The sequence below is a fragment of the Fuerstiella marisgermanici genome (assembly GCF_001983935.1).
Classification (GTDB): domain Bacteria; phylum Planctomycetota; class Planctomycetia; order Planctomycetales; family Planctomycetaceae; genus Fuerstiella; species Fuerstiella marisgermanici.
In genome coordinates, this window is record NZ_CP017641.1 from 2,037,024 (window position 1) to 2,049,683 (window position 12,660).

Genomic DNA, 12,660 nt, shown 5'->3' on the forward strand with positions numbered 1-12,660 from the left:
CGCCGGGCGTTTTGTGTCGATTGCAGCGGTAGGGAAGGCCGGTCTGCTACGTAATCGAAGCCGCTCGGAAAGTGTTGTTGGATGACGAGATATGTCATCGCGAGCGACGGTCTGTGACGGCCATCGAAAACGAGCTTTAGAATGAGGAGGTCTCCGGGCGAAAACTGCTGTTTGAAAAAGTGTATTTCGGTGTACACCGAATGTGCAGCACCAGCGTTTTTAGCACGATTGACGATGCAGACTCTTCCATCCTTTTCTTGCTCTAATTGCCTCATTCGCTGACCGGGAGCTGGCTCGGTATATCGAATACCTGAGGGTGGAGACCAAGATCCTTCGCGCACGCATTCTCGGTCAGGTTCATACGAAACCGGCGGAACGCAAACAGCTGCTTAAACCGGGCAAGGAATTCGGCAAGGCGATTGAAGAACTGATCGGTATCGTTACTCCGTCGAGATTCTATCGGTGGGTGCGGGATGAATCTGACGAGCCGAGAAAGAAATAAGCGAAGGGCGGGCGCCGCAAGCCCAGAGAACTAGAGCGTGTGGACATTTACAAGATGTCGGTAATTAGCCCAACTTCCCCAGCAGCGGCACAAAATGTGGTTGCAGAGAATTTATTCGGCGTGTTTTTGTTATCGAAGTTTCAAAAGTCCAGCGTTTGAAATCTGAAACACGATGTAGTGACGACCTCTGATCTGGCCGGTCAGAGATCGATCGGTAGCATTTGCGATCATGTTCATTCGCCAATGCCATCGAATCAAAAACGGTCGTCGCCACGCCTACTGGGCGCTGGTCGAATCGTATCGCTCGGCCAGTGGGCCGCGGCAGCGGGTGGTCGCGTGGCTGGGGAAGCTTGACGAAGCCGGTCGACTGGGCGTCCATCAGGCGGCGGAAGTTTTGGCCGGTAGCGATGAGGTTGCACCCGGTGTCACCGCTGATCAGTCACAACCGCTCAGTCGACAGATGCGATTCGAGTTCGATGATGATGCGTCTGCCGTGACTCCGCGATGGGTCGAAGTCAACGCCGCCGGAGTTCGTGTGGAAAACCTGCGACAGTTCGGCGGGCCGTGGATGGCTCTGCACCTGATTCGCACGCTGCAACTGGATACGTTCCTGAGCAACGCGATCCCTGAAGGTCGTGAACTGGTCGGCTGGGATGTGAGTTCGCTGATTCTGATCATTGCGCGGCTGCTCGAACCTGCCAGCGAACTCTTCACCGCCGAACAATGGTATCCGAAAACGGCACTGCGGGATCTGCTCGGCGTGAGCGAAGAACGTGTGAACGATAATCGGCTGTACCGCACACTCGATCAGCTGCTGCCGCACAAGGACGCATTGGAAACGCATCTGAAGAATCGCCTTGGCCATCTGTTCGATCTCGAATACGACCTGCTGATGTATGACGTCACCAGCACTTACTTCGAAGGTCAGGCCGAACGCAATCCGCTGGCTCAGCGTGGCTATTCGCGCGATAACCGCAGCGACTGCAAGCAGGTCTGCATCGGGCTGGTGGTGTCTCGATGCGGAATGCCGCTGGGATACAAGGTGTTTGCCGGCAATACGGCCGACGTTACTACCGTGGAACACATCGTCGAAACGATGGAAGCACGCTACGGGAAAAGCGATCGCATCTGGGTCATGGATCGCGGCATGGTGTCGGAAGACAACATCGAATTCCTGCGCGAAGGCGGTCGACGCTACATCGTCGGCACTCCCAAATCGATGCTGAAGAAGTTTGAACACGAGCTGCTGAAGGAAGACTGGACCAGCATTCGCGATGGCCTGGAAGTCAAGGTCGTGCCGTGGCCCGGCAGCGACGATCCGGATGAATCGGAAGACTGCAACACATCGCCGGAGACATTCATCCTGTGTCGCAGTCGCGATCGATCAAAGAAGGAAGAAGCGATCACACAGCGCTTCGAAAAGAAGATCGAAGAGTCGCTCATCCGCATGACGGCGCGGTGCGATAAACAGAAACGCGACCCGATGAAGGTCGAACGTGAGATCGGCCGGCTGCTCGGAAAGAACACTCGAGCGGCAAAGCTCTTCGACGTGAAAGTCACGAAGACAGATGACGGGGCCGCACGCATCGAATGGTCAAAGATCGAAGCTACGCGTGACTGGGCGACTCTGAGTTCCGGATGCTATCTGCTGCGAACGAATGTCAGCGACTGGTCCGACGAAGAACTTTGGAAGGCGTACATCCAACTGACCGAAGCGGAAGCCGCGTTCCGAATCCACAAAAGCGATCTTTCGATCCGCCCGATCTGGCATCAGAAGGAGGACCGTGTTCTGGCACACATCTTCGTGTGTTTTCTGGCGTATGTGTTGTGGAAGACGCTCGGCCAGCTGTGCAGCAAAGCAGGGCTGGGCGACGAACCGCGCCGTGTGCTTGCGGAGCTGTCGGAGATCCGTTCGATGGACGTCGTCCTGCCCACTCGCACCGGCCCGGAGATCCGCACCCGCTGCGTGTCAAAGCCCTCCGACCATCAGCAGATTCTTCTGGAAAAGCTGAGCCTCAAACTGCCCTCAAAAATAATCCAAAAGCAAATGTAGTGGAAACTTCTGGCCGCTCACCCCACAAAACACTGCCTTCGTGACTCGAGTTGGGGAAGTTGGGTTAGCGTTCTAATCATTTTTTGTCCATTTAGTTCGAGCTCAAGCCATCGTGCCGCAATTTGAGTCGGGTAACGAATTGCGATCTATGCGGCGGCAGGTAAGCCGACTCATAGATCGTGCGTTGAACTTTTCCGCTTCGTGTGCGGAGGACGAGGGCAGGCTACGCAGTCAGTCGCCCTCGCGAATTCAATGACGTCACTGAACTCTGTTCAGGAGTCAGCATAGCCCGAGGGTGACTCGTTGTCATTACCAAAGGGCCGCCGATCAGTGGACCGGTTTGTCCAATTGGCCGTGTCTGCGGAATCACACCGATTGTCATGTCGCGACACAACGCCACACATACGGCGATGCGCAGCAGCGACGAATTCGGCAGCGGGATACGAGCGAATGGAAGGCCGTTCACGTTGTCGAAGAAGTCGTTCATCCGGGACGCTCCCGAAACGTGTTCCACGCGGGACAGTCTGGTCCCGAGAAGATGTCTCGCCAGCTTGTCCGGTGCACTCGCTCAGTCAATTCCAACTCGCCGCCGCACGTTGAACAACGTCGTCCGGGAAACTCATCGTTCGTTTCGACGAACACGTCTTCCGCTGTGGGAGTGTCGTTCGTTGTTGCGTCGTCAACAGCCTGTCGCAGGCGACGACACTCCGCCACGTAACGTTTGAGATGATGATTGCTCCACCCACCGTAGCCGCGCGTCTTCGTGAAGCCGCGCGGAAGAATGTGCAGGCACCAGCGACGAACGAACGCCTGCGCAGGAAGTTCGACGTCTTCAACCTCATCACTGCCGCCATGCCGGGAGCCCGTTCGCGCCGTGAAGGTCACCCTGCCGCGTTCGTAGTTCACCAGCCGAGCGTCCGAAATCGGACCGCCTGTCAGATACCGAGCCAGATACTTCACGATATCCTGCGGCTGCGATGCTTCCGTCGGCGGAGGCTGGATGTAGGTCACCCACGACGTCTTCTCCAGTGGTGCCAGAAATGCTTCGAACTCCGCCTTATCCTGCAGGTGAGCCCAGTCGCCGGTCAACCGGAGTTCTCCTTTCGCGTGCAGTCAACGAAGACCGGCCAGGAACTGTTCGCGAAATTCGAAGCGAAGATCATCGGCGTCGACCAGCCACCATCGCGTCGAACGTTCGTGTCGTGGAGGAACCGAATTCTTCCAGGTGCCGGGATTTGTCAGGGATGGTCCGCCGCCCGGCACGACCGCATGGACATGCACGTGAGCATCCAGGTGTTGGTTCCACGTGTGCAGCACCATCGCCGCGGCAGCTTCGTAAGCCTGTTCGTCTTCGAGCACTGTTTTGAGCGACTTCCACGCCGCGTGAAACAGCAGATTGAAGATCACTCGGCGGTTGCCCAGGGCCAGCGACGACAACTGCTCCGGGAGCGTGAAGACAACTTGATAGTAGTTCACTCCGTCGACGATCCTCTTCATCGCCGAATCCACCCATGCCGCGCGAGACGCGCCGCGACACTGAGGGCAGTGGCGGTCGCCGCACGAATTCGCAATACGAATGCCTGTATCGCATTGCGAACACCAGTGCCACGATGCGCCCAGCGCCGCCGTGCGACACACCGAAATCTTCGACAGCACACTCTGCACCTGACGCACCGCCTGTCCCGGGTTCCCACGAACGAATTCTGCCGCGTTGTCCTTCAGGATGTCGATGACGCCGGGACGCCCCGGCAGGCGATGGCGTGGATTGTCGCTTTTGTAAGTGACATCGCAACCGCCGACATCGGTTAATCTGTCGTCGGTTTCCTGCCGTCCGAGCGGACGCTCACATCCGCTGCGCCCGGTGCCGCCCATCCCGGAAGTTGTCTCACCGGCAGCCAGTCCGCCGGACTGGGCACGCTGTTCAGATGCAGGCGTCGCACATGCAGATACTTCATCGTCGTTGAAAAGCTTTTGTGACCCAGCAGGCGACTGATCGCCAGCAGATCGACTCCCGCTTCCAGCAGGTGAGTCGCAAAGCTGTGGCGCATCGTGTGTGGCGTGATGTTGCGTTCGATGCCCGCTCGTGCTGTCGAAGCTTTGATCACTTTTTGAATGGTGGTCGGAGCCAGAGGAACATCCCTGGTTCGTCCGGGAAACAGATATGTCACCGGACGATACTGCTTCCAGTACTCGCGAAGTTCTTTCAGCAGTCTCGGCGACAACGGCACGCGTCGTTCCTTCGCTCCTTTGCCGCAGGTCACTCGCAGCTGCATTCGCTGGCTGTCGATGTCGGCAATCTTCAGGTGAGCCGCCTCGTTCAGCCGCAGCCCGGCCGAATAGAGAGTCAGTAGAAAAGTCCGATGTTTGATATTCGTCGTACATTCGATCAGCCGAGAAACTTCTTCCCCGCTGAGAACTTCCGGAAGGGTCTTCGGGCGCTTGTCGAACGGCACCATCTTCACCACCCACTCGCGAGGGTACGTGTGGCGGTACAGAAAACGTAGGCCACACACGGCCTGATTGAAGGAGCTCCAGCCAACTTTCCTCACTTCGATGAGGTGCAGTTGAAACGATCGCACGTCTTCGGCGGACGCCTGTTCCGGTGACTTGCCGAGAAACTCGGCGAAGCGGCCGACATGATACGTGTAGGCGTCAATGGTCGCCTGAGCAAAGTTGCGCAGCTTCATATCATCGGCCATGCGTTTCGTGAGCACAGTTGTGCGAGATTGCCAGGGCGTCATGGTGGTCACTTTCTGAGTGAAGGAAGAGTTACCGCGTGATGGAAAATCACACGCGAGCTGTTCACACAGAATGCCACAGCATCCAGACAACGCGACCTGTTTCGTTATGAACAATCGCTGAAGCCATGTGCGATCGCACACCCAACCTGGAAATTCCAGGCGACCTGGAACTTCGTCACGACCTGGCCAGCGCGGAAGACCTGGAAATCCGTCAAAAGAGGACCATCAACAAGTCAGCACAGTCAACATGCTCAAGACGATCAGCACACGAAGCGGTTAAGTTCAACGTCACCGTTCACCGGGCCGCGGCGAACGACATTGATTTCAAAAACCCGCGCGACCCGCGGCTCCGTGTGCAACGGTTTGGTACGCCTGGCATGGCGTGTGTTTTATGGGGTGCAAGTCCCCTGTACGAGAATGGAGGTCTTGTGGATTAATGGTACATCCATTGAGCTGCTTGAATCAAGTACGAGACGAGGGCAACTGCGGGGAGGTAACGAACCGTGGGGAGGAAGCCTGCGAATGCGCCGTTAAGCTGACACTCAACAGTCGTCGTCAGTCGCATCTTCGTCAAAGCTGCGAGGTTACGAACAGAAATCGGATACAAGGCCGGTGCGGACAGGTGAGTGAGCCAATCATCACGAAACCGTCTCCGTTCATCCGCATTGGTAAATCCGGAGCTTGTGCAGCGAAAGTCACACGCCTTATCCAGGGAGATCCGTCGTTCGTATCTGTTAGAAGAGCTTGCTCAAAGGCAGAGCGATTCGTGGTCAACACGTTTCGTGATCGACGGAAGTCAGCAGAGGTCGTAGTACTGTTTCGTCACACACCACTGACGACAGGAAGGACCGAACGATGAATTCCAGGGAGGAGTCTTCGACCAACTCGACACGAGGTGGGTGGTCTGCTCGGCAGACAAATCCAGTTCCCCGAACGGGGATGACCGCGTCGGCGTCGGACAAGCAGCCAGCCCTGAACGACCGTGGTTCCACGGTCGAACGTTTGTTTCCAGAGATGATGATGGAAGCCGTCGTTGATGAATCCAACATGGAACGCGCCTGGCAGAAAGTCCGGTCGAACCGCGGAGCCCCTGGCCCCGACGGCATCACGCTGGATGAATTTCTGACATGGTTCCGACCACGCTGGGAACTCATCCGACGACAGCTTCTCGACGGCACGTATCGACCTTCACCGGTGCGACGCGTGACCATCGACAAGCCGGATGGCGGCACACGGCAGCTCGGTATTCCGAACGTGCTGGACCGCGTGATTCAACAGGCCATCCTGCAGATTCTGACGCCCGTGTTCGATCCGCACTTCAGCGATTCGAGCCACGGGTTTCGCCCCAACCGATCCGCTCACGGAGCCATGCAACAGGTTCAGCGGACGATCAAGGCAGGCGGCAAGTTCGTGGTGGATATGGACCTTTCAAAATTCTTTGATCGAGTCAACCACGACGTGCTGATGAACCGAATCGCTCTTCGCGTTTCGGATTCACTGCTGCTGAAACTGATCGGCCGTTACCTGCGAGCGGGCGTGATCGTGGACGGCGAACTGCAACCGAGTACCGAAGGAACGCCACAAGGTGGCCCGCTGTCTCCGCTACTTGCCAACATCCTGCTGGATGATCTGGACAAGGAACTGGAACAACGCGGTCTGCCGTTCGTGCGTTACGCTGACGACTTCGTGATCTTCACGAAGTCTGAACGTGCCGCGCGTCGAGTGTTCCGATCGGTGCAGCGTTTTCTGACCGAACGTCTTCGTCTTGTTGTTAACGAAACGAAGAGCAAAGTGGTGCCGTGGCAGGAACTTGAGTTTCTTGGGTTCTGTGTTCGCGGTCGCTACTTTCGGATCAGGCTGAGTGACAAATCGCTTCAGCGTTTCAAGCGTCGCATTCGAGAACTCACCGGTCGCAGCTGGGGAGTTTCGATGGAACGTCGCTTGAGTGAACTGCGAAGTTATCTTCGCGGCTGGGCGGGTTACTTCTGCCTGGCGATGGAGTTGAAACTGTTCGATAGGCTCGACCAGTGGATCCGTCGTCGGATACGCATGTGCTTCTGGAAGCGGTGGCGACACGCTCGCACACGCAGCCGAGAACTCGTGCGTTTAGGGGTTCCCCGTCGACAGGCGATTCGTCATGCGAAAAGTCGCAAGAGCTACTGGCACATGGCCAAGACCATCGCCAGCGGTGTGGGCTTTACGAACGCGCTGCTCGTGGAATTGGGTCTATTAAGCCTGAAACACCTCTGGAACGAACTGGCTCCACTTCGTCGAACCGCCTGATGGGCGAGTAGGATGGCGTCTTTCGGGTTTAGGATGCGGTTTGTGTTCCCTGTTGGCCACCCGTTTCCTCTGGTGGTGTCACAATATTTTATCCGTGTCCGATTGTACGCTCAACCCCTCTCAGAACCGGACGTGCGCCGTTAACGCATCCGGCTCCCGACCATCACTTGTCACCCGGTCATCACTTTGGCTGTATCGCAATCAGGTCAGTCAGCTTCGAAGGAGATGCCAGGGGAAAGCGAGCTATGTACGCATCGAACTGAGGCCAGGTCTTTGACTTCCTCTGCGAACGACGATTGAGCCAGCGGAAGGCCAGCTGCTTTGCTGCCTGGCGGAATTTCATCAGTTGGGACCAATTGTCATTGATTCCATAGTACTGATAATGGCCACGCAGCTTCGCATTCAACTTCGCCCAGACTTCGGACAAAGGTGTCGTCAGATTCCGTCGGAACCAATGCTTCAGATCGCCTACCTTAGCTCGGTATTTCTTACTGGCTGTCTTCCGTTTCGGCTTGAACTTTCCCGCACGACTCAGGCCGCAGTAATGAGTGAAGCCGAGGAAGTCGAACGTCGCGGGAGCCCCTTCGCCAAGACGCTGGCAATCGCGTCTCGCAAAGCGGCCGAACCGCAGCAGTTTAGTCTTCTCTTCGGCCAGCTCCAGCGAGTATCGGGCCAGTCGCTTCGGTAGCACATCCTGAAAGCGTCTCGCGTCAGACTCCAGTTCGAACGCACAAATGAAGTCGTCCGCGAAGCGGACAATGTACGATTCACCTCGCATACGCGGCTGCACATCCCGGTCGAACCATTGGTCCAGGACGTAATGCAAATACACGTTCGCTAATAACGGTGAAAGAACCGAGCCTTGCGGAACACCTTCGTCAGTGTTACGGCGACGACCTTCGATCATCACACCGGACTTCAGAAAGCGCTGGATCAGGGCCAATAGCTTCGGATCGGAAATCCGCTTTTGTAGCAGTTCGAGCAAACGTTCATGACAAACGTTATCGAAGAAGCCACGGATATCCGCGTCCGAAATCCAGCTCACTTTCCGGGTCGCGATGGTTTGACCGTGCACACTTAAAGCCTGGTGGCATGACCGTCCCGGACGGAAACCATAGGAAGTCTCACAGAAGTCGACTTCGTAGATCCGTTCCAGAATCATCACGACCGCACGTTGTACGATCTTGTCTTCCACACTGGCGATACCCAGCGGTCTGGTCTTGCCATTCCCTTTCGGAATGTCACGACGAAGACTGGGCTGAGGCCGATACGCACCACGGTGTAATCTGGTTAACAGGTCGTGCAGGTTGTCCCGCAGATTCGACTCGTATTGATCCACCGTGACACCGTCGACTCCGGGTGCCTTGCCTCGCTTGAGCTTGCGAAACGCATACCACAGCAACTCGTAATTGAGCAGCGAAAAGAGGTTGTTAAACGCCTCTTCAGAGTACGTTTCCGCGCGTTGGGTGATGCGATCCAGTCGATCAAGCACCGGTGATCCGCCACTGAGTGCGGTCGGTGTATCGCTGGAGTCGCGTGATGGCCTGGCGGCCTTCCCTGCACCCGCATTACCGGGCTTCAATTCACGCGATTGGTCTTCGCGCTTCAACGGTACTATGCCGCCATCCGACTTCCCAGAGTCGTCTGCACTCCTTGCCTTTTCAGCTTGTACGTGCATACTCGTTTCGTCGTGATTGGACGTCACGTCGAACAAGAACAGCTGGGATCTCACTGGTTGCTTCATTGGCATCATGTGTAGCGCGATCGTGGCCTTCGACCCCGGGTCTCCGAGCTTCGCTCGCCAAAACGCGAAACTCAGTGTTGCCTTTAGCAGGTCCGAATGCCTGGGCAGATACCGAGAAAACATGCATTTCGGGGCTCAATACCATTCACGGTTTGGGCGGCCAGCCCAGTCCATTCGTCCTCACTACCTTTCTGTGTACGCTTCAACGCAACTGTTACCAGTGACGCTGCAACACTCGATACCGGGCCTCAGGCTAAGAGTTACCCGGACGGGATTCGCACCCGCTTGTCAATAAACCATTTCCAGTTCGCTCCGGACCCGCATGTCAGGTGGTGTGGGGAGGGTCACCGGAAACGGTGGCTCTTACCCGATTTCTGCCGTGTCCTTGTTAGCTGACTTCAAATCGAAACTGCGCGTTTGAACTTCCGTAAGTTTAGTGGGCGCTTGTTAAGGTTGTTTGAGACAGGCATTCTGTCTCGGGAAAATGGTGTGTGAGGATTTGCCTTCGTCGGAGCCGGTCGTCGGTTCGTTCATACTTGCCACGAATCGATGACCGAGCGGAGAGGAAGGCAAATCCGGCTCCTTGCTTTTGTTGGTGAGGTTCGAGGGAACTTCACCAACTTAAAACGGCTATCCCTGCTGCTCGAACTGTTCCGGATTCATTCCATCAAGAGCTGAATGGCGTCGCACTCGGTTATACAACCTCACGTACCGATAGCCATGTTACCGAGGCAGTAGTTCGGTATCGATGGCACCCTTGGTTTGATCAGCCCGTCACGATTGATCGAGCGATCGTACGTCGTGATCGCGGAGCTGTCTATTTGTGTCGTCCTGCCGACGTGACGGACGGAAAGTTTCGTGAAGTTCCGCAGTGGATGTTGAATCAGTCTGTATGCTGCGTCATGCAGCTACGCGACGAACCCTGCGTTTCAATATCAGCACTATTGAATCTTTCAGCACTGCTGCGGGACGCCACAGCGGGCGATGAGTTTCTGATAGATGTTCAGCATTTCCAATCTTCTCAGGGAGATGCTGATGCCACAACCCAGAACGAAACCGACAACACAGCTTGATCTGTTTGAAGTGAGTCCGCCCCGGCCGCGATGGAGTGATCTGCCCAGCGAGACTCGGGAAGAAGCGACCCGATATCTGGCGGAACTCGTTCGTCATCATGCTGAAAATCTCAACAGCGGAAAGGAGTCCGAAGATGAGTGAAAAGATTGAAGCCATCCATCTTCAGCGGAAAGCCGTTCTTTACATTCGTCAGTCGTCGCCGTTTCAGGTGCTTCACAACGAAGAAAGCCGCAGGCTGCAGTATGCCATGCAGCAACGGATGCGTTCACTGGGATGGAAAGACATTGAAGTCATCGATGAAGATCTGGGGCGCAGCGCGTCCGGCAGCGTTGTTCGATCGGGATTTGAACGCATGGTCGCCGATGTGTGCCTCGGGAAGATCGGGGCCGTTGCTGCACGAGAGGTGTCGCGGTTTGCTCGCAACAGTCGTGAATGGCAGCAACTGGTTGAAGTGTGTCGAGTCGTGGACACGTTATTGATCGATCAGGAAACGGTCTACGCTCCTCGCCGGAGCAATGACCGACTGTTGCTGGGACTGAAAGGAAGTTTGAACGAATACGAGCTGGACCTCCTTCGTCAGCGATCCGTAGAAGCTCGGCGTGAAAAGGCGCGCCGAGGAGAACTGATCATTTCGGCACCGGTCGGATATCTGAAAACGGGAACGACTCGAGGCAAAGATCAGCGCATTGAGAAAGACCCGAATACTCGCGTGCAACAGATGATCAATCTGGTGTTTCGCAAGTGCTTCGAACTGGGGAGTGCACGGCAAGCTTTGATGTGGCTTCTGGAAGAAGATCTGCAGATGCCGACACGAGACAAAGCCGGAGTCCTGAAGTGGAAGCGTCCGACATACGGGATGGTGTACCAGATCCTGACTCATCCGGTGTACGGTGGGGCGTATGCGTATGGCCGAACCGAACATCAGCCATCGTATGAAGGTGGATTCGTTGATTCAAAAACACGGCGGCGCAGTCGCGAAGAATGGATCGCATTGATTCCCGAACATCACGAAGGCTATGTATCGTGGGAGGAGTTCGAACGATTGCAGGATTTGATTTCGTCAAACAATCTGCGTTCCGGGCGAGGCGCTGCTCGAAAAGGTTCGGCACTGTTGTCGGGAATGCTGGGCTGTCAGCAATGTGGACGGCGACTGGCCGTCGCGTACAGCGGAGTCGGAGCGAAAGTGCCACGTTACTGCTGCCACCGAGGGTATCTGGACAATGGCGAAGCCAAGTGCATCGCATTCGGTGCCACGTCCGTTGACATCGCCGTTGCAGAACAGATATTCCGTGTTGTTGCTCCTGCCGCTCAAGAGGCCGCCATGCTCGCTCACCAGAAAACAACCGAACGTGACAACGAAATCCTTCAGGCACTGGAAGGGGAACTTAAGTCTGCTCGTTATGAAGCATCGCGTGCACAACGTCAATTCGATGCAGCTGACCCGGAAAATCGACTTGTCACCGAGGAACTGGAACGAAGATGGAATGCGTCGATGCAACACGTCAGCGACGTCGAAGCACGGATCGATCAGCAGCGAAATGACAGATCTTCAATCGACGATCCTGATTTGCAGGGTCTGATGGCAGTCGTGGCTGACCTTGACGCAGTCTGGAACAATCCTGATGCTGACATTCGAATCAAGAAACGCATCGTTCGGACTCTGATCCGCGATATCGTTGCGGATGTCGACAACGACGTGAGCGAAGTCATTCTTACAATCCACTGGGTTGGTGGTGTGCATACCGAACTGCGACTTCCCCGCCGTCGTCGCGGAAAATCGACAGCCACGACAGCCACGACAGCCACGTCAGCAGAGGCCGTCGATGCTGTCCGGTCACTCGCACGAATCTGTTCCGACGATCTCATCGCCGGACTGCTCAACCGCAACGGGTTACCAACGGGACGAGGAAACCGGTGGACTCGAGAGCGGGTCACATCGATGCGGAACTACCACAAGATTGCCCGCTGGACTGCACAGGCTCAATCTGATCAAGGCTGGATGAACCTAACCGACAGCGCAAAACATCTTGGCATCAGCACGCGGACACTCAGACTGGCGATTGAACGAGCCGATATCAAAGGTCAACACCCGCTTCCGGACGGACCGTGGATCATCAATCGCAGCGAACTGGAGACGCCAGCGGCAAAGGCCGTTGTCCGGAAGGCAAAAACTCGAAACCGCAACCCCGCGGTACCAGATCCCAAACAGCAATCCCTTGAGTTTTAACTCAAATAGAACAAAGGTGCATAATGAAACACAGTT

8 protein-coding genes and 1 pseudogene are annotated in these 12,660 nt (G+C 56.0%); 5 read left to right on the top strand and 4 right to left on the bottom strand.

The window, feature by feature from the left end; all coding sequences use genetic code 11:
* Positions 1–316 precede the first annotated feature (316 nt).
* Entirely contained in the window at positions 317–502 is a 186-nt protein-coding gene (locus Fuma_RS07705) for a hypothetical protein (RefSeq protein ID WP_077023618.1), read from the top strand.
* Between the two features lie 229 nt (positions 503–731).
* Positions 732–2,555, top strand: a complete 1,824-nt coding sequence (locus tag Fuma_RS07710) for an IS1634 family transposase (protein ID WP_077023619.1) — start codon at positions 732–734, stop codon at positions 2,553–2,555.
* Positions 2,556–2,778: 223 nt separating this feature from the next.
* Here Fuma_RS07710 and Fuma_RS07715 read toward each other — a convergent pair whose 3' ends face one another.
* From Fuma_RS07715 to Fuma_RS07730, 3 genes and pseudogenes are all read right to left on the bottom strand, one after another.
* Positions 2,779–3,042, bottom strand: coding sequence for a hypothetical protein (locus tag Fuma_RS07715; RefSeq protein WP_077023493.1), 264 nt, complete (start codon positions 3,040–3,042; stop codon positions 2,779–2,781).
* Positions 3,039–4,427: pseudogene (locus Fuma_RS36155) on the bottom strand (IS91 family transposase). Before Fuma_RS36155 ends, Fuma_RS07715 begins: the two are co-directional and overlap by 4 nt.
* On the bottom strand, positions 4,361–5,296 hold the full coding sequence (locus tag Fuma_RS07730) for a tyrosine-type recombinase/integrase (protein WP_083732551.1): 936 nt from the start codon (positions 5,294–5,296) through the stop codon (positions 4,361–4,363). Before Fuma_RS07730 ends, Fuma_RS36155 begins: the two are co-directional and overlap by 67 nt.
* 855 nt (positions 5,297–6,151) lie before the next feature.
* On the opposite strand from Fuma_RS07730, the gene ltrA (Fuma_RS07740) reads away from it, so the two are divergent.
* A complete protein-coding gene (ltrA, locus tag Fuma_RS07740; protein WP_218922198.1) occupies positions 6,152–7,579 on the top strand; it encodes a group II intron reverse transcriptase/maturase in 1,428 nt (475 codons plus the stop codon).
* Positions 7,580–7,760: 181 nt separating this feature from the next.
* Here ltrA (Fuma_RS07740) and ltrA (Fuma_RS07745) read toward each other — a convergent pair whose 3' ends face one another.
* Positions 7,761–9,446, bottom strand: coding sequence for a group II intron reverse transcriptase/maturase (gene ltrA, locus Fuma_RS07745; RefSeq protein WP_218922201.1), 1,686 nt, complete (start codon positions 9,444–9,446; stop codon positions 7,761–7,763).
* Positions 9,447–10,358: 912 nt separating this feature from the next.
* Here ltrA (Fuma_RS07745) and Fuma_RS07750 point away from each other — a divergent pair.
* Together Fuma_RS07750 and Fuma_RS07755 are read left to right on the top strand one after the other, a co-directional pair.
* On the top strand, positions 10,359–10,538 hold the full coding sequence (locus Fuma_RS07750; protein ID WP_145943985.1) for a hypothetical protein: 180 nt from the start codon (positions 10,359–10,361) through the stop codon (positions 10,536–10,538).
* Positions 10,531–12,624: a recombinase family protein gene (locus Fuma_RS07755; RefSeq protein ID WP_077023621.1), complete on the top strand. Its 2,094-nt coding sequence runs from the start codon at positions 10,531–10,533 to the stop codon at positions 12,622–12,624. The genes Fuma_RS07750 and Fuma_RS07755 overlap by 8 nt, the downstream gene beginning before the upstream one ends.
* Positions 12,625–12,660 lie beyond the last annotated feature (36 nt).